General features: G+C 41.6%; 20 protein-coding genes. 2 read left to right on the forward strand and 18 right to left on the reverse strand.

The features are described 5' to 3' along the window. Nucleotides 1-8 precede the first annotated feature (8 nt). Entirely contained in the window at nucleotides 9-1,487 is a 1,479-nt protein-coding gene (locus IGI50_RS14255; RefSeq protein WP_438777388.1) for an amino acid permease, read from the reverse strand. A 449-nt stretch (nucleotides 1,488-1,936) separates the two neighbouring features. Here IGI50_RS14255 and IGI50_RS14260 point away from each other — a divergent pair, with 449 nt between their 5' ends. Beyond that, a complete protein-coding gene (locus IGI50_RS14260) occupies nucleotides 1,937-3,445 on the forward strand; it encodes a helix-turn-helix domain-containing protein (protein WP_438777389.1) in 1,509 nt (502 codons plus the stop codon). 533 nt (nucleotides 3,446-3,978) lie between these two features. Here the strand turns inward: IGI50_RS14260 and IGI50_RS14265 are convergent. From IGI50_RS14265 to IGI50_RS14285, 5 genes are all read right to left on the reverse strand, one after another. Continuing rightward, entirely contained in the window at nucleotides 3,979-4,818 is an 840-nt protein-coding gene (locus IGI50_RS14265; protein WP_438777390.1) for a hypothetical protein, read from the reverse strand. 196 nt (nucleotides 4,819-5,014) lie between these two features. Continuing rightward, entirely contained in the window at nucleotides 5,015-5,764 is a 750-nt protein-coding gene (locus IGI50_RS14270) for a MerR family transcriptional regulator (protein ID WP_438777391.1), read from the reverse strand. A 411-nt stretch (nucleotides 5,765-6,175) separates the two neighbouring features. Further along, entirely contained in the window at nucleotides 6,176-7,129 is a 954-nt protein-coding gene (locus IGI50_RS14275) for a Gfo/Idh/MocA family protein (protein ID WP_438777392.1), read from the reverse strand. 77 nt (nucleotides 7,130-7,206) lie between these two features. Then, nucleotides 7,207-7,821 (reverse strand): TVP38/TMEM64 family protein, encoded by a 615-nt coding sequence (locus IGI50_RS14280; RefSeq protein WP_438777393.1) that lies wholly within the window; start codon nucleotides 7,819-7,821, stop codon nucleotides 7,207-7,209. A 177-nt stretch (nucleotides 7,822-7,998) separates the two neighbouring features. Continuing rightward, a complete protein-coding gene (locus IGI50_RS14285) occupies nucleotides 7,999-8,871 on the reverse strand; it encodes an alpha/beta hydrolase fold domain-containing protein (RefSeq protein WP_010745246.1) in 873 nt (290 codons plus the stop codon). Between the two features lie 116 nt (nucleotides 8,872-8,987). Here IGI50_RS14285 and IGI50_RS14290 point away from each other — a divergent pair, with 116 nt between their 5' ends. Beyond that, complete coding sequence (locus IGI50_RS14290) at nucleotides 8,988-9,998, forward strand: acyltransferase family protein (RefSeq protein WP_438777394.1); 1,011 nt, start codon at nucleotides 8,988-8,990, stop codon at nucleotides 9,996-9,998. Between the two features lie 27 nt (nucleotides 9,999-10,025). Here IGI50_RS14290 and IGI50_RS14295 read toward each other — a convergent pair whose 3' ends face one another. The 12 genes from IGI50_RS14295 to IGI50_RS14350 all read right to left on the reverse strand — a co-directional run bounded on the left by IGI50_RS14295 (nucleotide 10,026) and on the right by IGI50_RS14350 (nucleotide 22,958). Next, on the reverse strand, nucleotides 10,026-11,213 hold the full coding sequence (locus IGI50_RS14295; RefSeq protein WP_438777396.1) for an iron-containing alcohol dehydrogenase: 1,188 nt from the start codon (nucleotides 11,211-11,213) through the stop codon (nucleotides 10,026-10,028). A gap of 206 nt (nucleotides 11,214-11,419) precedes the next feature. Further along, the gene (locus tag IGI50_RS14300) at nucleotides 11,420-12,172 is read right to left on the reverse strand and encodes an alpha/beta fold hydrolase (protein WP_438777397.1); all 753 of its coding nucleotides are present in this window, start codon (nucleotides 12,170-12,172) and stop codon (nucleotides 11,420-11,422) included. Between the two features lie 98 nt (nucleotides 12,173-12,270). Next, nucleotides 12,271-12,978: a purine-nucleoside phosphorylase gene (deoD, locus tag IGI50_RS14305; RefSeq protein ID WP_222226044.1), complete on the reverse strand. Its 708-nt coding sequence runs from the start codon at nucleotides 12,976-12,978 to the stop codon at nucleotides 12,271-12,273. 51 nt (nucleotides 12,979-13,029) lie between these two features. Further along, nucleotides 13,030-13,848 carry a purine-nucleoside phosphorylase gene (locus tag IGI50_RS14310; protein ID WP_010745241.1) on the reverse strand — a complete coding sequence of 273 codons (819 nt, stop codon included), beginning with the start codon at nucleotides 13,846-13,848 and terminating at the stop codon, nucleotides 13,030-13,032. A 25-nt stretch (nucleotides 13,849-13,873) separates the two neighbouring features. Continuing rightward, nucleotides 13,874-15,046, reverse strand: a complete 1,173-nt coding sequence (deoB, locus tag IGI50_RS14315; protein ID WP_438777398.1) for a phosphopentomutase — start codon at nucleotides 15,044-15,046, stop codon at nucleotides 13,874-13,876. 493 nt (nucleotides 15,047-15,539) lie between these two features. Then, nucleotides 15,540-16,493: an ABC transporter permease gene (locus tag IGI50_RS14320; protein WP_010745239.1), complete on the reverse strand. Its 954-nt coding sequence runs from the start codon at nucleotides 16,491-16,493 to the stop codon at nucleotides 15,540-15,542. Beyond that, complete coding sequence (locus IGI50_RS14325) at nucleotides 16,493-17,623, reverse strand: ABC transporter permease (protein ID WP_438777399.1); 1,131 nt, start codon at nucleotides 17,621-17,623, stop codon at nucleotides 16,493-16,495. Before IGI50_RS14325 ends, IGI50_RS14320 begins: the two co-directional genes overlap by 1 nt. Further along, on the reverse strand, nucleotides 17,616-19,151 hold the full coding sequence (locus tag IGI50_RS14330) for an ABC transporter ATP-binding protein (RefSeq protein WP_192926093.1): 1,536 nt from the start codon (nucleotides 19,149-19,151) through the stop codon (nucleotides 17,616-17,618). The genes IGI50_RS14325 and IGI50_RS14330 overlap by 8 nt, the downstream gene beginning before the upstream one ends. A gap of 213 nt (nucleotides 19,152-19,364) precedes the next feature. Beyond that, the gene (locus tag IGI50_RS14335; protein WP_438777400.1) at nucleotides 19,365-20,462 is read right to left on the reverse strand and encodes a BMP family lipoprotein; all 1,098 of its coding nucleotides are present in this window, start codon (nucleotides 20,460-20,462) and stop codon (nucleotides 19,365-19,367) included. Nucleotides 20,463-20,521: 59 nt separating this feature from the next. Beyond that, nucleotides 20,522-20,914, reverse strand: a complete 393-nt coding sequence (locus tag IGI50_RS14340) for a cytidine deaminase (RefSeq protein WP_222226046.1) — start codon at nucleotides 20,912-20,914, stop codon at nucleotides 20,522-20,524. 17 nt (nucleotides 20,915-20,931) lie between these two features. After that, nucleotides 20,932-21,594 carry a deoxyribose-phosphate aldolase gene (gene deoC, locus IGI50_RS14345; protein ID WP_010745234.1) on the reverse strand — a complete coding sequence of 221 codons (663 nt, stop codon included), beginning with the start codon at nucleotides 21,592-21,594 and terminating at the stop codon, nucleotides 20,932-20,934. 62 nt (nucleotides 21,595-21,656) lie between these two features. Next, on the reverse strand, nucleotides 21,657-22,958 hold the full coding sequence (locus tag IGI50_RS14350) for a pyrimidine-nucleoside phosphorylase (protein ID WP_222226047.1): 1,302 nt from the start codon (nucleotides 22,956-22,958) through the stop codon (nucleotides 21,657-21,659). Between the last annotated feature and the right edge of the window lie 6 nt (nucleotides 22,959-22,964).

A 22,964-nucleotide genomic window follows, 5' to 3' on the forward strand; every position in this document is an offset into this window, starting at 1 on the left:
TATATTTTTTAATGAACTTGATGGTGCACATCGCTTCCTGATTTATCATGATGATGCAATGTCCAATTTCCATGGAATTGATACATGATCAACGGAATAAAGAAAACGATGATAAAAGCTGTTAGTAATAACGTTAGATACGTATGTTTTTGTTGCGCGTTGTAGGCAGCTGGTGGGAAGAAAGTAACGATAAACCCAAAAGCTGATAAGACAAAACCTAAAACACCCATGATGACACGCATTACTTTCGATTTTGCCGCACGGAACGTACGATTCAACTCGTTGTGCTTGAAGACCAAGACTAAATAAGTAACGAACATCAGCATATACATTAAGGTATACAAGGCAACAGTCAAACTCATCGCTGTTTGGAATGAAAGGTTCGATTTGTCTCCGCCAGCACCAAAGGTTAAGAGTGCGGCCATGATCGAAACGATCACACCTTGCAAGATCATTACATTGGTTTCAACACCATAAGGATTCGTTTTAGCGAAACGTTCAGGTAAGTAACCTTCTTTAGCCGCTTCATACATCCCTGCATTTGGCCCAACAACCCAGCTGCTGATTTCACCGATAATACCGATTGCAAGTAACAAACCAATTAAACGTTCAATAAAGACCACATTGACCCATGGAAATTGTTGAACCAAAGCCCCATAGGCATAAACAATCCCTGTACTTAATTGGATCTTGGCGTTTGGAATCGTCGCACCGATTGAAATCGTTCCGATAATATCAGAAGCAATCGCGCAGATCGCCAAAGCCATCATGACTTTTGGATAAACAGACGGTTTTTTCAAGTCTTTTACGTGAGTCGCTGATCCTTCAGCTCCCGCAAAGGCTAAGATAAATGGGACAAATCCAACTAATACATTTCCGCTCCAGCTTGATGGCAGGATCGTATGTGGATTGATTTTGATCAGCATCGGATTGCCCTTCACTAGATAAGTGATGGTTAAGAACAGCAATAGGAAAACTGGAATGATGACACCAATTGTAAAACTCCATTGAGCGATTTTCCCTGTGATTTTGGTTCCTCGTTGTTGCGCGAAGATCAAGCCCCACAAGATCACCATCATGATGATAAATTTGAACAATGGATTTGTATTAATGACTGGAACATTGAAAGTGATAGATAAGCAACCGATGATGAAATACATCATGGTACACATCCCAACAGTGATATGGATCCATTGATAAAAGAGTGCAGACCAGCCAAGGCGTTCCCCCAGCATGTGACGTCCCCAAGTAAAGATTCCACCTTTGCTCCAACCATCGACTGAAGCCATTTCACCAGCGGAACGTGTAACCGGAATAAACCATAAAATACCTGCTAAGAATAGGAAGAACAATGCAGTTGGTCCTTGCTTAGCGAAGGCGGCAAATCCATACACCGTCATGACCATTGAAGTAGTCATTGAGAATAGCTGAACACCAGTAAGCTGATTATGTTCGCTCAAAGAGGTGCTCTTCTCTTCATTATTCATTTGTGACACATCCTTTAAATTCATTGCAATCGAAGTGCGCACTTCCGAACTACAGCCATCATATTAGCCTTAAAAAAAGCAAAGTCAAACCGCCTCGCATCCACTAATTAGAACGTTTATTAAAATATATTCTGCCATCATAATGGAAGAAATCCTTTGCTTTCCGCGAATTCCGCACCTCTTTTCACTCAATAAAAAAAGCTTTTTTAAGAAAAAAAGCCCAAGTTCTAAATTGTGTAGCAATTCACTGCAAATTTTTGGATGATACGTGTCATTTTCTTAGCAAATGATAATGATTCACAAATAAAGCGTGCCCAAAAAAGAAGCTTCGCACGTATCTTTAAATCAACTTTCACACAGTCCCTAGCTCTTCTTTAATCCTATGGGCTTATACTGTTGAATTTGAAGGCAATAGGATCATAAAGAAACTGTAAGAGGAGCGTTCAGTCATGAGCATTGATCGATTACTAGATTTTGAAAGTCAGGCACTTTTCGCTATTTTTACCTATTTAAAAGAAAATCCCGGCTTCCACGATATCAATGAGATATCCGAACAAATCGGTTTTGAAAAACGGACCACTTCAAAATATCTAGAGCGTCTTTCGGTACTGTCGGATGAAGTGAAGGAGCGAGCAGGCACTTCTCCACTGACTACCTCAGAGCGAAATTACCAGATCATCCAAACCAATTACGCGGCAAACAAAGAGCTTTGCTTGGCCATCTATCACATCTCAATCAAGATTGACCTGCTAGAAGGACTATTACTAAACGAAGAAAATACAATGAATGCGTTAATGGATAAATACAACCTGAGCTATTCTACCCTGAAAAAGGATGTCTACGAGGTCCGTGATTTTCTTAAAGAAGCCACCATCGACCTCCACATTCGCAATGGCGAACTCGTATTATCCGGACTTGAACCGACTATTCGTTTATTTTTCTTAAGCTTTTTTTGGCAGCTCTATGGCGGCTATGGTCATCCATTTAATATTCAAAGCTCCCAAGAAAAAAACTTTATTTTTGAGAAGCTTAGTTTCCTACTTTCAGATCAAATCGACCCTATTACAAAGATTCAATATGATTATTTAGTGGATATTACCTTGATCCGCTACCTATCTGATCATAAGATTGAAAACAATGAACTACCCGTCGAATCGATCCTGATTGGGAATAAATTCGTGCAGCACTTCCACTTCATTACAGAGGAAAACGTCCTAGCCTATACGAATTTCAAAGATGAACTTTATTTCATGCTATTGTTTTTACAATCAAAAATGGTCTTTTATCGGAACGATCGTTTCTTCCAAGAATTGAAGAAATATCACAAAGAGATTGATTCAAATATTTATCAAGCCAACCAGTTTTTCTTTCAAAATATCGGATTGCTGTTCAATCAATTTCAATTTGACTACGATGAATTAGAAAAAGAGCTCTATGTGATCCACACACGGCTCTTGTTTAAAAGCTTCTATAATTATGTGCCGATTGGTGAGCATCATAATCTTTATCCTGAAGACATGGCGATTGTTCAAGAAAATCTTCGCCTGCGTTTTGAGACTATACAGCCGCGTAATAGCTTAATTTATTCGCAACTGGATTATGCGATCTTCCTTTATGCTGCTTTGAGTATCGCCAATGAATTTTTGACCGGCTATGAATTATCCGTCTTTATTGATGACTCAAAGGGAGAATTCAATTCTATCTGGCTAAAAAAATTATTCATGAAAAGTACCGGCGGCTTGGTCAAAATGCACTTTGTCGATCCGAATCGTTTCTTACTAGCGGATGAAACCGTCGATCTGATTATCAGCACAAACAAATATTTTCCCATCGAAAACAGCCAAAACAAACCGATCCTCTTTTTAGAGTGCAAGGATAAATACGAGGATCTAAAAAATGTCCAAAATATGGTGCGAAAAATTATGATGAAAAAAACGAAGCGGCTGCAATCGAACTAAAATTACGCATACATTTTGAACATTAATCAAACTTTTCATTCATTTGGAGAAGGAATAAACAAAAATCCTTCCCAGCATACAAAGCAAGCTCAGGCAAAAAAATATTTTTGTGCTATACTGACCTCTGTTAGTTTCTCTTTCCAAAAAAAACTAACAGGCAAAGACGATCGACCGACATATTCGATCGTCTTTTTTTTCAATATCAAAAAAAAATCTCTCAGAAACTTTTCTTTGAGTACGAAACAGAAATTGATCAACACTCATGTGAAAAAAGAATTCATTGGAAATCGTAAATATTCATTACTCCCGCGAGTCATAGTAATATCATCAGTTCCTTCAGCTTCATATAATTCCTACCTCCTTGCTTAAAATTTAGCAGGAATGTCCTGTCAAACAGCCAAACATCATCAACAGAAAAGGTTCATTTCAATTGCGCTGGACAGATGAATTATAAAAAAAGGGCTATGACAATAAATATGCCATAGTCCTAACTTTAAAATAAGCTCAAAATTTCTCGCAACTATTCACTCAAATTAAGTGTGCTGTTCTAATTTTATGCTTTCAGCAATTTCTTTTCCATGTTCTTTAGGATCAAAATTTGAAATTTCCATTTCTGATTCGAATGCTTTGATCGAATAATAAAGAATTGTACTGTTCCCCAAATCAAACTCATAATCACAATAAATCGAACGAGCTTTTTCATCGTCTTGTGCCATAAGATAATCATACGTATATTCAAACTCCGCAGCCTTACCGTTCCCTTTGTCTTCCTTTAAAGTCTTATAGTCAACGTCCTTACTTTCCATAGCCATTTCAATACGCTTTTTCTCCGTATTTAAAGGAGTATATAGTTCAAAATTTCCATTAGGATATTGCTCTTCCATTTTCTTTAAATTATCAGTATTGATTAATGTATAGGCGAACCAAGAAGAGCGTTTATTTTTGTCTAAACAAAGAACATAAGCATACGGCATACCTGAATAGCGTTCTGCTTCATCTTCCTGCATCCATTCTTTGACATTTGGACTGCCTTGCCCAGTGTACGTATTTGCGATTGTCTCACCAGAATCGTTCGTTTTTGAAAAAATTGTATTATACGTTAAACAGCCATATGTTTCTGGTACAGTAATCGTTAGAAAAGTCTTGTACTGTCCATTTTCTTCAGGAAGTTTACCAGTATCATCTGCTTCTAAAGATAGAGGAAGAGACACATTTTTGACTGTTTTTTTAGAAGCTTCTTTCTTTTTCTCTACATTTGTCCTCGCTTTAGACGATTCTTTTCCCTTATCATTATTTTCAGAATCACTATTACCACAACCACCAACTAATAAACAAACCCCTAGTAGCAAAAAAATAATTTTTCTAATTTTCATCGTTTACCTCCTTCAATTATATTTTTAATCATAACCTAATAATCTATTAAATTATATGTTTTTTGCTGTATTTCTTAATATTCTTCCTACAAGATTTACCACCTTTAAGGCATATTTCCTAAAAAATCTCTGGATATGCCCTTATCCAAAGTCGTCGAATAAACAAAAAGATCGAGCCGCAGCCCGATCTTTTTGTTTATGCATATTCACGAATAATCTGAACCAATGCCTCCGTGGCTCCTGTCCCGCTCTTTTCATCATAGTATTGTGTGAAGCGTTCATCTGCTAGATACATCTCGCTTAATCCTTTATGGGCTTCGCCCGAGTATTCCTTCCAGCTGAAGCTTATCCACTCTTTATGCAGCTGATAAATTTCTTTTGCTAGTGACGGATTCTCCTCCGCTAAGTAGTCCCTCAATTTTTCAATTAGCATCGCTTCAGTTGCTTGCATCTTTTGATACTCAGCTTCACTCATGTTTTGCCATTTTTGATTGGAGGCTTCAACGGCCTCTTCTCCATATTTTCCACGGATTTCCTGACCATAATTCGCTTCGTTTTCCGTTAGTTTCTCTTGTTTGAATGCTTCAAATTTTTCTTTATTCGTCATTTCTATCTCTCCCTTATAGTAACGCAAGGTTTTATCAATGGTTTCCAGCAGCTGATCCAGTTCTTCGCGCTTTTGCTGCAAATGTTTCTTTTGCTGAACCAGCGTATCCTCGATTTTTTCGTCAGGTCGGTCAACCAGCTCCTTGATCGTTTTCAATGGGATGCCCATCGATCGATACAAAAGAATCTGCTGCAGTCGATCAATTTCTTTTTCAGTATACATGCGGTAGCCTGCTTCACTTAGAAAAGCCGGCTTTAATAATGAGCGCTCATCATAAAATCGCAGGGTCCGTGCACTGACTCCTGAGATTTCCGCCATTTGTTTAACTGTATAATTCATTTCTGCACCTCCTGACAAAATTATCTTACACCTTGACGTAACGTAAAGGTCAAGTGCTCATTTCAACTTGATTGAGTAACGAGCTCAAGTTAAATGTTTTTCACACATAGGATTCCGCTAAACATCACGTTTATTAACTAGTTCAAACGATAGAAGCAATCACCTTTTCCTATTTAAACTGCAACAAAGCGTGGCTCACAAAAACCCCTCTTAGAATATCATTCTAAGAGGGGTTCTCCCAGTATCAACATGTGATAGAAAGGTTCTTCGTCCACTAAGCTTCTTTCCGACACCCTGAAATCCGACAGGTGACCGAAGTCGTGTGCCTCTGGTATCGAAGGATCAATCTTTCAGATCCACTCGACTCGTCGCATGAGACACACTATAGCACATTGGCTTAGCCTTTGACAATCATTTTTGATTGTTTTTATAAATTGCTTCCGTTATCTCGACCGTTTTTAACGTCAATTCTTTCGTCACAACAGGACTTTCTAAGCGCCCTTGCTTCAAGCAGTCATTTACATGCTCCACCTCAAAGACAAACTCACTGTTTTGGGTACTGTGGAGGGTTTCCTTTTCCCCATCGTTGTAGTGAATCTCTGCCGTATCAGTTTTCCAAAAATCAGGAACGATTATTTTCCCTTTTTCCCCATAGATAATCATTCGCTTCGGCAAATCTAGATCAACCGTTAAGAAAATAGTGCCTAAAACACCTTCAGGAAAATTTAGCGTTACTTGCGCCTGTGCGTCGGATTGTCCTTCTGGGAACACCAAGGTTCCCTTGTACTCATCTGGTGACGCTGCCAGCAGATGCTGCATATACTCTAACGGATAGGTCCCAGCTCCACGAAAAACCCCGCCACCTGCACTTAAATCACGGAACCAAGAAATATGATCAATATTAGGATAGGCCGTCACAGAATCCAGCCAACGGATCGCCCCAATCTTCCCAGCTTGAATAACCTGTTGAATTTGTTTGGTGATTGGCAAGAAGAGGGCTTTTTGAGCCTCCATCAAGAAGAGATTGCGCTCTTTCGCTATCGCAAATAGCTCTTTTGCTTGTGCCAGCGTCATCGTAAAGGGCTTTTCTAATAGCACATGTTTATTATTCAGTAACGCCAACTTCGCGGCATCATAATGGCCTTTATTATAAACAGCTACATAAACAATATCGACCGCTTCGCTTTGGCACAATTCCTCATAACTGCCAAAAGCCGCAGGGATTTCTAATTCCTGCGCCATCTTTTGCGCTTTTTCGATGCCGCGAGAAGCGATTGCGGTCACTTCACCCTCATGACTCTCCTTCACCCCCGCCACGAAACGAGGAACGACCTGCGCCGTACTTAAAATACCATAACGAATCATATTCTTTTTCCCTCCATGAACAAGGAAGGAACTGATTGAAAAAACCAGCTCCTTCCGTTTTTTATTCTCACTATTTACTAAAGACCAGCTATCGTTTTATTCAAAACGAACAAACAGAAGTATCCATAGGAAGCTACTGACCACAGCTTAAAAATCAAGATGATCTTGAGATACTCCCGAAAAGAGAGATCCGTCATCCCCGCAACCAAACACGTCAAGTCGTCAGGCAAAAAGGGGAAAATAAAACAGACAATCAATAATTTTTTAATATCCTGTGTGTGGTCCTGCAAGGTCGTTTCAAATTTTTCATAATTTTTCTCCGACAATACAAGACGAGCAAACTTCGGACCAAAGCGACGTACCAATAAAAATAAGCCGACTTCTCCTATGACTAGTCCAATATAACTATACAAAATCCCTGGGATATTGCCAAACATCAGCATCCCGACAATCGTTGCGAAACCACCAGGCAGGAAAGGGATGATTGGCTGGATCGCTTGGACGATGATAAACGCCGCAATAGCGAAGCTCCCAAAATTTTTGATAAAATGCTGCAAATCCGCCACCGAACCGAACATGCCCGATCGCCGAGTGTAGACTAATATCAGAATAAACGCTGCCAAGCCAACAATTGGTAATGCTTGAATTACCTTCTGCTGCCAAGGTGCACGTGAACGTGATTTTTGTGCCATCCTTCCCCTCCTTATCAAGTGCATAAGTGTGAAATTTAAATAATTATTTTCTTGCGGTACTTGATTGACGCTAATTCCTATTAAAGAAATCATTTTTCTAAAATCATGAAACATGATTCCAGTCGTCTTCACGTGAACCATTTTACTAACCTACTAAAAATAGGTAGTAAAACTAACTTATTGATAGAACTCGCCGATTTGATCAACAAATGGAAGTGATTCTTTTAATGGATAAACGACAAAATCATGCATCATACCTTCCACAACCTCAAGCTGCATCGTCGTTCCTTTGCTGCGCTTGATTCGATCCTGCAAACGCAAAACATCGGGATACAAAATTTCATCGGTTCCTGCCACCACGAATAATTTACCTAGCTGATCAAAATTTCCATAGATCGGTGAAACCATCGGATCGGTCAAAGGAAGCTCTCCCGCGTAATTCTCACCGGCTTCTGCCAGCAGGTCTTTTTCTAATAATACATCTTTTTCCTGCAATTCTTGTGACCGGGGATCGCTTAACGAAGCATCCAGCCACGGAGATGCCAAAGCAATCTTTTTGGGACGCTTCGGTAAATCGATATTTCGCAGATGCTGGGCTAAGCTCATCGCTAAGCCGCCGCCTGCTGAATCACCAAACAAGAAAAAGCAATCATCAGGATACAAGTAGGTTAATTGTCGGAAGGCCTTTTCCGTTAACGGAACGGTTTTTTCCGCTGTATTTTCTGGCGCTAGCGGATAATCAAAATAGCTTACTTTTAAATTATACCGTTTGACGAACCGCTCCTGAATTTCCTTATGAAAAGGTGACGCCTCTAATGCATAACCGCCCCCATGTAAATAGAACACATGACGTCTTGTGGGATGACCAGGAAATAACGTAATCAATTGATGTCCATCAATTTCTGAAATCTTTTGCGGAATATCCGTTTGCGAAAGCTGGCGGCTGATTAATCGTCTTCGCTTCGGCGGATCTACCATCGTTGCTCCCACCAGTTTTTTCATATTGATCACTTTAAAAACATTTTTTACAAATTTTGCTGAATAGCGCATCGCTGTATCCTCCAAATAAATTCCTATATCATCGCATAGAATTCGTCTTTTCGTGCTACAATAGACACGGTGGGCTATCGCAGTCTGCCTCTTAAGCATAACGGAATCTAAAGGAGGTGTCCACAATCACAAAACCGAATCGCGAATACCTTTACGATAATATTCGCGGCATCTTGATCCTACTCGTAGTATTGGGGCACGCGTTGGAATATTTTCGTTTAGATAACAAGGTTGGCGAATTTATTTACGTCTTCATCTACTTATTCCATATGCCGGTATTTATCTTTATTTCCGGTTATTTCTCAAAAAATCTGAAGAAGGGTCGTTCCACCGCAGTGGAGACTTTCCTTGTCCCTTATTTGCTGCTAAATTTAATTTTGACCCTAATTATGCTGGCCATCGGTAAAATCGATCAGTTCATGATATTGAGTCCAGGATGGACCCTTTGGTATTTATATTGTATGTTTATCTGGCGTTTATTGCTACCAGACCTCGTAAAAGTACGAAGAATCTTAATTTTAAGTTTTATTATCGGTATTTTCTCTGGCTTTTTAACTGAGTTTGGAACCTATATGGCGATGGCACGTACTTTAGGCTTTTTGCCGTATTTCTTAGCGGGGTATTTCACCACTCCCGAGTTAGTCTCTCGAGTACGCAAGACTCCCTTTAGAAAAATAATCAGTATAGGGATCATTCTTTTTGGGCTAGTGACCGCCTTCTTTTGGACAAAGAATAATTTGCCACCAGAACTTTTATGGCGAGATCGAGCTTACGCCTTCTTTCCCGTCCCTTTACTGCAAAACCTATTGACGATCATCTTTTTATACGGCATTGGCTTTGCGTTCATCTTCGTCTTTCTAGCTCTCGTCAATAATAAGCCACACTTTTTCACTGCATGGGGACAGCGCACTTTGGCTATTTATTTACTTCATGTTTACCTAGTGGCGCCATTAGTAGAATTTACGCAATTTGAAGATAATGCTGCCCTTCATCTAATTCTCTTAGTAGCAGGTAGTGGTTTTATCACTTATCTGCTATCACATCCCAAAGTAACAGAGATTCTGCGGAAAACACTTTCTCGAATTTTACATTTTATTATGCCAAACAAAAACGGCGACCCGTCATGAGCCGCCGTTTTTGTTTCTTCTATTTTATTACTCAAAATTACTTTCAGTTAAGCATGCGGTGTAGATTTCTTTTACCGCCGCTTCATCCAATGGAACGAAAGCATCGGTTTTTATAGTACTGTGAGCTACCGCTTGTTTTGCCATCTCATCGAATTTTTCTTCATTGATGCCTACTTCTGGTAATGTCATTGGAATTCCGCAGGCTTTGAAATAATCGTATAATTTTTGGATACCGATACGTGCGGCCAGCATTGGAACCTTCTCTTCTACATTCCAAACATTCCATGCGAAGTTCGCAAATTTATCAACTGTTTCATCATTCAAGGCATATTCCATCCAACGCGGTGTCAGGATCGCTAAGCCGACACCATGAGTGATATCGTAAAAGGCACTCAATTCATGCTCCATCGGATGACAAGACCAAGCACCTGGCTTGCCGTTTCCAGTCAACCCGTTCAGAGCTAACGTGCTCGCCCACATCAAATTAGCTCGTGCATCATAATCTTCCGGATATTTCAGGGCAATCGGACAGTTTTTAATCACTGAACGCATCAAGCCTTCTGAAACAGAATCTTGTACGTCGGTTCCTTCTGTCCGTTTGAAATAATTTTCAATCAAATGACTCATGATGTCCGCGGAACCCGCCGCTGTTTGGTATTTATTTACACTAAAGGTGTTTTGCGGATCTAAGAAAGAAACTTTTGGCAGCATTGCTTTACTACCGGTACCTAGTTTTTGATGCGTTGAAAGATTTGAAATCACTGCGCCACTATTCATTTCACTACCTGTTGCAGCCAATGTCAAAATCGTTACTAATGGCAAGGCGCCACCTTGATATTTCCGACGCTGTAATACTAAATCCCAGGCATCGCCATCAAATTTTGTGGCCGCAGCGACTACCTTCCCACAGTCAATCGTTGAGCCGCCGCCGACAGCCAAGATCACATCAACATTTTCTTTGCGACAAATTTCTGCTCCGCGACGGACAGTTTCCACTCGTGGATTCGGTTCTACCCCAGCTAATTCAAAGACTTCGTTGCCATTTGCTTTTAACTGCTCCATCACTTTATCGTATAAGCCGATCTTCTTGATGCTGCCGCCACCGTAAACGATCAGTACTCGTTTACCATATTGATTCAATACTTCAGGGAGTTCAGACAAACGATCCTTACCAAAACGAATATCCGTCGTTACATGAAAATCAAAATTTTCCATTTAAATTCCTCCATATTCATATTAAAGAACTAATTTTTCCTAGGAAAAATCACTCTTATCTTCAAGCCATAGACCATTTCATTAATACGTTGAGCCTTAGTTTGCTATAGTAATTTGGGTGTTTTTCGAAACAAACTGTGACCAGCAGATCAGATACCTTGTTTGCCCCTATTCATTATCATAAGCCAAAGTTTTCCAGAAGGAAACTATCTTCCCTCAATATTTTCTAAGTTAGCCGCAAAAAAATCTGTGATCTGATCCATCGTCGCGATCTGAACAAAATGGCGCTCCTTTGCACTGATGAACGTGAGATTGTCTTGTGGATTCGCTTTGATAAAATCCGCGGTATGCTGATAGGGAACTTTTTCATCCTCTGTGCCATGCCAAAAGAAGACTGGGCGACCAGCAATTTTTTCAGGCGCTAAAGATAGATCATACTTTTCCAGCCAAGAGGTTAACTCTCGGTAATCCTTTGGTAAATAGAAGCCTAATTCGCCAGCATGCATGGCAATTCGTTCGCGATATTTGATTGGTGCAGGAGACCCCATCACACAGGCTGCCACATTAATCTCAGGATGCTGTGTCAAAAGCATGCAAGTCGTGATCCCGCCCATCGAGATACCACCTACACCGATTTTATCCCTCACCAATCCCAGATTTTCAAAGTAATCAACTAGATAGCCAAACTCATAAAGATTCGTTTGAATACTGTCCCAAAAAGTCAATGAAGGAATCTCCGACGTTTTTGTTTTACGTTCGCCATGATTGACCGCATCCGGCAGCAAGACCCGAAAATTTTGCGCCGCTAATTTTCGCCCCTGCGTCAACACAAGTTCCTTCGCCGTCTGCCAGCCGTGGTAATAAATAATCAGCGGCAGCGGGTCATAGATTTTATCCTCTGCCACGACTTCCAGTAAAGGAATATTGCCTACCATGCGTTTTCGTACCACTACTTTCATTTCGTGCCTCCCATTCAGTCTTTCCTTCATTATACCTAGTCCTTCGAAAATACACGAAAATACCGCCCTTCATGAGATAAAAGGGCGGTACTATAAATTTATTCTGCAATTAATGTCTCTAATCCTACATACATCATGTCTTTAAAGGTATTTTGGCGTTCTTCTGAAGTTGTTTCTTCACCCGTTACCATGTGGTCGCTGACCGTCATGATGCCTAGTGTTTGAACATGGAATTTCGCCCCTAAGTAATATAAGATCGCTGCTTCCATCTCAACACCCATTACTCCGTATTCAGCCAAATTAAAGGTTGGAGCTAAATCATCTTTGTAGAAGGTGTCTTCTGACAACACATTTCCAACATGGGTCGTAAAGCCTTTTTCCTTCGCCACTTCATAAGCCTTCATCATCAGATCAAAATCTGCGATCGGCGCAAAGTGGAAACCTGGAAAATGTTTTTCCACCATAGAAGAGCTCGTCACTGCCCCTTGAGCAATAATCAAATCACGGACATGAACGTCTTTAGACAATGCGCCGCATGTTCCCACACGGATCAATTTTTTCACCCCGTAAGATTGAATCAGCTCCTGCGCATAGATTCCAGCAGAAGGCATGCCCATCCCTGTCCCTTGGACAGAAACGCGTTCGCCTTTGTAAGTTCCGGTATAACCTAACATGCCTCGCACGTTGTTATAACATTTCGCATCCTCTAAAAAATTTTCCGCGATAAATTTTGCTCGCAATGGATCTCCCGGCAGTAAAATTTTATCCGCAATTTCACCTTGTTTTGCTTCAATATGAACGCTCATTGTATTCCTCCTCGATCAATTATCATTATGTCTATTATATTAATAAACGTTTTATAGAACCGCTAGTGTTTCTTTGATTAATTTCTTGAAGTCTTCTTTGACACGTTCTGTGGTCTCCACTACTTCCGCGTGGTTCAAGTTGGCTTGCATGCCAGCCGCTAAGTTGGTAATACAAGACACACCCAAAACTTTCATACCGCTGTGAGCCGCTACGATAACTTCTGGAACCGTCGACATACCGACCGCATCTGCGCCAATCGTGCGAGCCATGCGAATTTCCGCAGGGGTTTCATAGGTTGGACCTGTCATTCCAAGATACACGCCTTCTTGCAGATCAATCGCTAATTTGCCTGCAACTTCTCGTGCTTTTTCTTGATATTCCTTCGTATAAGCCGCACTCATATCTGGGAAGCGAGGGCCCATGTTTTCATCATTTGGTCCGATCAATGGATTGGTTCCCATAAAGTTGATATGATCCGTTATCAGCATCAAGTTGCCTGGTTGGAAGCCTTCATTTACACCGCCAGCCGCGTTTGTTACGACAACTGAGTGAATTCCTAAGGCCGCCATCACGCGAACAGGGTAAGTCACTGTCTCCATCGTGTTCCCTTCATAATAATGGAAACGTCCTTGCATCGCCAACACATTTTTTCCAGCTAATTGTCCATAAACTAATTGCCCGGCATGGCCAATCACTGTTGAAACAGGGAAATGTGGAATCTCGTTATACGGGATCACAACAGGGTTTTCGATTTCTTCTGCTAGTTCGCCTAGTCCTGATCCTAAGATCAAACCAAAGGCGACATCCGCTACTCCTTTGTCTTGAATGTAGCTGGCTGTTTGTTGGATTTTTTCTTGTACGTCTGTCATAAAATGCTCCTTTTTCTGAGTATTTTTATTTCAATAATTTTAAGAAACTTTCGCCATTTTCAGTAGCTGGCACATCAAAGTTTTCCGCGATTGTCGCAGCGATATCTGAGTAATAACCTTGTGGTAATTTCCCTTGTGCCGCCATTTTTTTGCTATAAACCAAGAATGGAACGTATTCACGGGTATGGTCTGTCCCTGTGAAGGTTGGATCGTTTCCGTGATCAGCGGTAATCATCAATAAATCATCATCCTGCATCGCATCTAAAATTTCTGGAATGCGAAGATCAAATTCTTCGATTGCATGAGCATAGCCTACCACATCCCGACGATGTCCGAACAACGCATCAAAATCAACTAAGTTCGTGAAGCTCAAACCTGTAAAATCTTTCTTCATTACGTCCAATAATTTATCAACGCCATCCATGTTGCTCTTCGTGCGAACGGCATCTGTAATTCCTTGTCCGTTAAAGATGTCATTGATTTTACCAACGGCGATCACGTCTTTTCCGTTGCCCTTCAATGAATCCAAAACAGTCTTACCAAATGGATCAAGAGCATAGTCGTGACGATTGCTAGTCCGAGTAAAGTCACCAGGTTCGCCGATATACGGACGGGCAATAATTCGACCGATCATGTAAGGATCATCCTTCGTAATATCACGAACATACTGACAAATCTTATAAAGCTCATCCAACGGAATAATTTCTTCATGAGCAGCAATCTGCAACACTGGGTCAGCCGAAGTGTAAATGATCAAATCCCCTGTCTTCATCTGCTCTTCCCCAAAATCTTTGATGACTTCTGTTCCGCTATAGGGTTTGTTGGCTCCCATAATAATACCACGACCAGAAAACTCAGAGATTTTATCTAGCAATTCTTGCGGGAAGCCTTCTGGGAAAACACGAAATGGGGTTTGAATATTCAACCCAGCAATTTCCCAGTGACCTGTCATCGTGTCTTTACCAACAGAAATTTCTTCTAATTTTGTCGCATAGCCATCGTGATCAGCGACATCCTTTACGCCCTTCAATGGACGAATGGTTCCAAGTCCAAGCTGTTCCAAATGCGGGATATTCAATCCAGCTTCTTCAGCAATATGACCCAAGGTGTCCGAACCAACGTCTCCAAATTTTTCAGCATCCGGTGCTTCTCCGATACCGACAGAATCCATAACGACTAAGTGAATACGCTTAAACATTTCTATTCCCTCTTTCTATTGATTTATATCCAATAAGCAAGATGATTCCTGCTCATAAATTTAACAAAACTAAGGTATTGCTAAAAGATCTAACTCAGCTTTAGTATATTGGGTTCTTAAAGTCCCGTAAACTAAAAGCCATTGTGTTAGTGCGTACTGGACTGGCAGCTAATTCGCTTTAATGTAATAACTTTTTCAAAAATCGAAAAAGTTAATCTGATTCTCATCACGCATACCATCCAACTAAACAGCGCGTCAAAATAAGCTAGTTTGGGGCTTTATTTTGCCAGTCCGACTTTGAGCAACTGCGAAAAGTTGGACTGGCAAGCTAGCTCATTGTAGATGAAATAATTTTTCTAAACCCGTGAAAAATGAGTTTTATTTTCGTACGCATACGATTCCACTAATCGCGCTAAAGCGCGAAGTGGAACTCGCAAAAAGGGCGTGACTAAGAAACGCTGTCCCATAGTCCCACCCTTTAATAACAAAAGAATTATTTTGATTTGATGTAGTTGACGCCATCGGCTTTTGGTGCGGCTGATTTTCCTAAGAAGAGAACCAGTACGATGATCGTCAATACGTATGGTGCTGATTGCAGATACACATCTGGAATTTGTGAGATGATCGGCAGATTAGACCCTGCGATACTCAAGTTTTGTGCAAAGCCGAAGAACACTGCGGCTCCCATAGCACCTAACGGATTCCATTTACCAAAGATCATCGCTGCTAATGAAATGAATCCTTGTCCTGCGATGGTTGTTGCCGCGAAACGTCCCGCGATGGATTGTGCAAAGACTGCTCCGCCCATTCCGCCTAAGAAGCCGGAAATCAAGACTCCTGAATAGCGCAACGCGTAAACATTGATCCCTAACGTATCCGCTGCTTGAGGATTTTCACCAACAGAGCGTAAACGTAAACCAAAGCGCGTTTTGAAAATGACAAACCAAGAAATTACTGCGACTAAAATCGCAAAATACGCTGGTAAGCTAGTGTTTTTAAAGAACAACTCGCCTAGTACTGGGATTTTACTCAAACCTGGAAAATCAAAGTACCCGAATTGCTGTTGAATGGTATCTGTTTGCCCTTTTCCATAGATTACTTTAATCAAGAAAATCGCTAATGGCGGCGCCAATAAGTTCATTACAGTACCACTAATGATATGATCCGCACGGAAGTTGACTGTCGCTACTGCATGCAGCAGTGAGAATGCCATTCCTGCTAGACCGCCGACTAAAACGCCCAGCCATGGTGTCATCGCACCGAACTGATCCGCGAAAGCTAAGTTGAATACCACAGAACTGAAGGCACCTGCAACCATGATTCCTTCCAAACCAACGTTAACGATCCCGCTTCGTTCAGAAAACACCCCGCCAAGTGCGGTTAAAATTAACGGTGCAGAGTACACAAGTGTCTGAGCAATAATTGAAGCTAATAAATCCATATTCATTAGACTTTGCCCCCTTTTTCAGATTCTTCGTTCGGAGCACTCTCTATTTCTTGGACAGTTTCCACTTCTTTTTTACCGCCCATTACTTTTGCAAGACCCACACGTACGATGTAATTGATCGCTACGAAGAAGATGATCAACGGAATTACACTATTGGCTAATTCACTCGGAATACCTGAGAACTGCATCCCTTGTCCGCCTAGTTTTAAAATACTGAACAGCAATGCCGATAATAGGATACCGACAGAGCTGCCGTTTCCTAATAGCGAAACCGCCATACCATCGAATCCGATGCTGAGTGATGACCCTTGAACAAAGTAGTTCATGAAGGTTCCTAGACCGTAAACAACGCCACCAAGACCAGCCAATCCGCCAGAAATAATCATCGAAATGACAATCGTCCGCTTGCTGCTCATCCCAGCGTATTCTGACGCGAAAGGATTCAACCCAACAGAACGAATTTCAAATCCTAAGGTTGTACGTTTCATTAAGAACCATACAAGCACTAAGAAGACTAACGCTAGAATAATCCCCATATTGACACGTGAACCGCCAAATAGATTGGTCAACCAGGGTTCTCTTAAAGAAGCGTTCAAGCCAACAGCTTTAGTAACTCCTTTGTTTGAGATAACATCTGGAGACATCACGTGATTGACAATATGATTGGCTACATATAGGATCACATAGTTCATCATAATTGTAACAATAACTTCACTTGTTCCAAAGAAGGCCCGCAATAAACCTGGAATCGCAGCGGCTGCCGCTCCGGCTAAAGCACCTGCGACAATTGCTAGAGTTAAAACAACAATCTTTGGTGAATCCGGCATGCTTAAAGCCACCCAGATACTTGCCACCCATCCGCATAACGCTTGACCAGAAAGCCCGACGTTGAAGAATCCTGCGGAATTGGCAACTGAAAACCCTAATGCGGTAAAGATCAATGGTCCAGCACCAACTAAGATTTCACCAATCGACATCTTGCTCTGGAACGCCGAGCTAAACATCGCATTGTAGCCTTCAATCGGATTAAAACCAAATACCGCCATCAAAATGGCACCAAGAATAAATCCTAAAATAACTGAGATAACCGGTACTAATATATTTCTAATTTTTTCTGAGCGATCATTCATTTGTCTCACCAGCCTTTGCTAATTCTGCTCGCGCTTCTTCTAAACTGTAGCCGGCCATCAATAAACCAAGCTCGTTTTCAGAAGTTTCTTTCGGATCTACGATACCAACGATCTCCCCTGCATGAATAACCGCGATACGGTCAGAGACATTCAAAATTTCATCTAACTCAAAGCTTACTAGTAACACACCTTTTTGTTTGTCGCGTTGTTCCACCAAACGTTTGTGAATATATTCGATCGCCCCGACGTCAAGTCCGCGAGTTGGTTGAGAGACGATCAGTAAATCTGGATCACGATCGACTTCACGAGCGATGATCGCTTTTTGCTGGTTCCCACCTGACAGAGAAGCTGCCGGTGCTTTTTCACCAGTCGTCCGCACATCGTATTCTTCGATTAAGCGTTTCGCGTAGCGATCGATTTCACCGTAATTCAAAATACCATTTTTACTAAATGGCGCATGATAATAAGATTGCAAAGCGATATTCTCAGATAATGGCAGCGGCAAGATCAATCCATATTTATGACGGTCTTCTGGTACGTGACCAACACCTGTTTCAGTAATCTGGCGTGGTGCTTTGCCTGTTACGTCCTCTCCATTAATGGTGACTGTTCCGCTTTCGACTTTTCGCAAGCCCGTTAACGCCTGAATCAATTCTGTCTGTCCATTGCCATCAATCCCGGCAATTCCGACAACTTCACCGCGATGAACATCCAGCGACAAGTTTTTAACCGCTTCTATTCCGCGACTTTCTTTAACAACTAGATCTTTGATCGAAAGAACGACTTCCCCTGGTTTCGCTGGGACCTTGTCTGTCTTAAATGAGACAGAACGTCCAACCATCATGTCGGCCAATTGCTGTGAACTGACATCCTTCACATCGACCGTTCCTATGTATTGCCCCCGACGAATAACCGAACAACGATCCGCAACTTTTTTGATTTCATCCAATTTGTGGGTGATCAAGATAATTGATTTCCCTTCATTGATTAACCCTTCCATAATGGTGATCAATTCATCAATTTCTTGCGGTGTTAATACTGCGGTTGGTTCATCAAAGATCAGAACGTTGGCTCCACGGTATAACGTTTTTAAAATTTCAACCCGCTGCTGCATCCCTACTGAAATATCACGGATATACGCGTCTGGATCCACCTTCAAGCCGTATTCTTCGGATAACCGTTGAATTTCAGCCTTGGCTTTCTTTTGATCCAGCATGCCGTTCTTCTTCGGCTCGCTGCCTAAAATAATGTTTTCTGTAACGGTGAAGGCATCCACTAACATAAAATGCTGATGGACCATCCCGATTCCTAGTTGGTTGGCTCTAGTTGGACTTGAGATATCAACCTTCTGACCATCCATCAAAATCTCACCAGAAGTTGGCTGCAATAGCCCTGACAAAACATTCATCAGTGTCGATTTACCGGCACCATTTTCACCTAAAAGTGCATGGATTTCGCCTTTTCGGATCTGTAAATTGATGTTGTCATTTGCTTTAAACGTGCCAAATTGCTTGGTGATATTGCGCATCTCAATGACATATTGTTCTTCTGTCACTTTCTTTTCACATCCTATCGCTTTTTCAAACCTGACAAAACATTGCAACGTTAAGGGCGTTCTTCCCTTAGCCAAATCTAGCACAGGCTGTGACTTGGCTAAAAAAAGAAGGCTTCTATTCAAACTGTATTTTTTTAAAAGAGGACCATAGCCTCGCGTAGTTGGAGACTATGGTCACCTGAATGATTATTTCTCAGGAGTTTCTGGAACTTTGATGTCGCCAGCAGAAATTTGATCTTTTGCTTCTTTGACAGCATCTTTTGCTTCATCAGAAAGGAATCCGTCAGTTAGAGAAACACCGCCGTCTTTCAAACCGAATGTTAAGTGTTTGCCACCAGGGAATTTATCATTTAATGCACGAGTAGAGATATCTTGAACCGCTGCGCCTACACCTTTAAGTGTTGAAGTTAAACAGAAGTTGCTTTCTTTACCGTCTTTAGATTTATATTCGCCTTCTTTTTGTTGGTCGCTATCTACACCGATAACCCAAACTTTGTCTGCTTCATCCGCTTTTTCATTACGCGCTTTCGCTTCTGAGAAGACCCCTTGACCAGTACCGCCTGAAGCATGATAGATAATATCTACTCCGCCATTGTACATGTTTGCTGCCAAAGCTTTCCCTTTCGCTGGATCACCAAATGAAGCCGCATATTGTACGTCTACAGAAATGTCTTTGTCTAATTTTTTAGCAGTATCCGCTACACCTTTTTCAAAACCAGCTTGGAAACGGTCGATTACGGCACCTTCTTCACCACCAACAAAACCTAATTTATTTGATTTTGTTGTTTCAGCAGCTGCTACACCTGCTAGGTAAGCTGCTTCTTGGTCTTTAAATGTTGCTGAAGCGACGTTGTCTTTGCCTTCAATCACTGAGTCAATGATAACGAAGTTTGTATCTGGATTTTGATCTGCTGCTGCTGAGATTGGGTCAGCTAACAAGTAACCAATCCCGAAGACTGTTTTGAATCCGTTAGTGACAGCTTGTGAAATATTTTGTTCATATTCAGAAGCATCGTTTGATTGGATATAGTTATATCCGCCAGTACCTTTTTTGATATCGTGTTCTTTACCCCATGCTTGAAGACCTTCCCAAGCACTTTGGTTAAATGAACGGTCGTCCACTCCACCAATGTCTGTTACGATTGCTACGCTGTGTTTCGCATCGTCTTTAGCCGCTCCACCTGAAGAATCAGTTGAACCGCCGCCTCCGCCGCCGCAAGCTCCTAAAGTCAGCAACGCTGCCATTGCCACGGTACCTAGGCCAAATAATTTTGCTTTTTTCATTTCTGTAAAGCCCCCTAAATATGTTTTTTTCAACAGTCCTGCGACTGAATGAACATGGTTTATAAATCTTTGTCAGTAAAGGTATACGGCAGTAAGCCTTCAACGGTCATTTCCTTAACTACACCGTTGTCACCGACTAAGGTTACTGGCATCGCTGGATCACAAAATTCTGCCATAACCTGACGGCATGCGCCGCATGGTGAGATAGGTTCTGGTGTGTGTCCCGCAATAACTAAATGACTAAATTCTCTTTCGCCTTCCGATACTGCTTTAAAAATGGCTGTGCGTTCCGCACAATTGGATAAGCCGTAAGAGGCGTTCTCAATGTTAAGTCCTTGGTAAGTTTTCCCTTCCTTCGTTACAAGGCATGCGCCTACGGGAAAGTGAGAATATGGGACATACGCTTTGTCGAGTGCGTCGACTGCGATGTCGATCCATTCTTGTTTATTCATTCAATGGTCCTCCGATCTTAATACCCCGTACCGGATAGTCCGTTCATAATAGCAACCCCTGAGCTGGCTCCTAAACGCGTTGCGCCTGCCTCGATCATTGCTTCTGCTTCTTTCGCGTTGTGGATACCACCGGAAGCCTTGACACCCATTTCAGGCCCCACTGTTTCACGCATCAAGCGGACGTCTTCCACTGTTGCTCCACCCGTTGAAAATCCAGTCGATGTCTTCACAAAATCTGCTCCTGCAGCTTTTGCTAGTTCGCAGGCTTTGATTTTTTCTTCATTAGTAAGAAGAGACGTTTCAATGATCACCTTTACTAATGCTTTATCTTTTGCTGCCGCCACTACGGCTTCAATATCCTTTTGAACCTTTTCGTCGTTGCCGTCTTTTAGCTCGGCAATGTTGATAACCATATCGACTTCATCCGCACCATTGGCAATGGCATTGGCTGCTTCAAAAGCTTTCGTTTCTGTTGTGTTCGCTCCAAGAGGGAAGCCAATCACTGTACAAACGGCAACAGGTTCACCCTGTAATTCCTTTGCCGCAAGCGCTACCCAGGTAGGGTTGATACAAACAGAGTAGAAGCGATATTTCTTAGCCTCTTCAATAATTTTCATTACATCTGCTGCTTGCGCGTCTGCTTTTAAAATGGTGTGGTCGATCATTCGATTTATTTCCATGTCTAATCCTCGCTTCTCTTATTATAATATATTTTTTATTGTTATAAAAAAGTTTTAAATACTTATTCCGTAATGATATCGTGGATTAAAATAGGTTCTTTTGGCGTATCTCCGATGAAAATATTTTGATAAAGTAATTTTTCCACCGCATCAATTTCCTTGGAATTTGAATAAATGGTTAATAAGGATTCCCCTTCAGCTACTTTATCCCCAATTTTCTTGTGGAGCTTGATGCCTACTGCGTGGTCAATATCGTCCTCTTTCGTTTTGCGTCCTGCACCTAACAGCATGGCCGCGATTCCGATTTCATTGGCTACTAGTTTGGTTACATAACCAGACGTTTTCGCTGGCAGTTCGATCTCGTACTTAGCGGTTAAGATTTTTTCGGTTTGATCAATCACGCTTGTATCGCCGCCTTGATCTTTGACCATCTCACGGAATTTTTCTAAGGCTTTGCCAGAATGAAGCGCTTCTTCCAACATTCCTCGAGCTTCTTCCAAGGTTTCTGCTTTCTTCGCTAATACAACCATTTGACTACCTAGGACATAACACATTTCCGTAAGATCCGCTGGGCCATTTCCCTTTAACGTGTCGATCGCTTCAACGATTTCCAAGCTGTTTCCGATTGCTTCACCTAACGGCTCGGACATATCTGAAATAACAGCCATTGTTTGACGACCTGCTAATTTTCCGATGCGCACCATTGTTTTCGCCAGGCGTTTCGCGTCTTCGATGTCCTTCATGAAAGCTCCGTCGCCAGTCGTTACATCTAGGACAATCGCATCCGCTCCAGCCGCAATTTTTTTACTCATGATCGAGCTGGCAATCAATGGAATCGAATCAACCGTCGCAGTTACGTCACGCAGCGCATAAAGCTTCTTATCCGCTGGAGCCAGATTTCCTGACTGTCCAATGACCGCAACCTTGCTCTTGTTCACGATATCAATAAATTCTTGATCCGATAGTTCGATCTTGAAGCCAGGAATAGATTCAAACTTATCTAGGGTCCCACCGGTAAAGCCAAGTCCTCTTCCAGACATTTTCGCTACTGGTACACCAACACTTGCCACAAGGGGCGCTAGAACCAATGTCGTTGTATCTCCGACGCCGCCAGTTGAATGCTTGTCCACTTTGATGCCATCGATAGAAGACAAATCAATGATGTCACCTGAATTCGCCATAGCTAAAGTCAGATGAGAGATTTCCTCGTCTGTCATGTCCTGGTAAAAAATAGCCATCAGCAAGGCACTCATTTGATAATCAGGAATACTTCCGTCAGTGTAGCCCTCAATAATGAAGTCCAGTTCTTCTTTTGACAGGACTTTTCCGTCTCTCTTTTTCTCGATTAAATCTACCATTCTCATAGGTTT

The sequence above is a fragment of the Enterococcus sp. DIV0170 genome (assembly GCF_051710765.1).
Lineage (GTDB): Bacteria > Bacillota > Bacilli > Lactobacillales > Enterococcaceae > Enterococcus_A > Enterococcus_A raffinosus.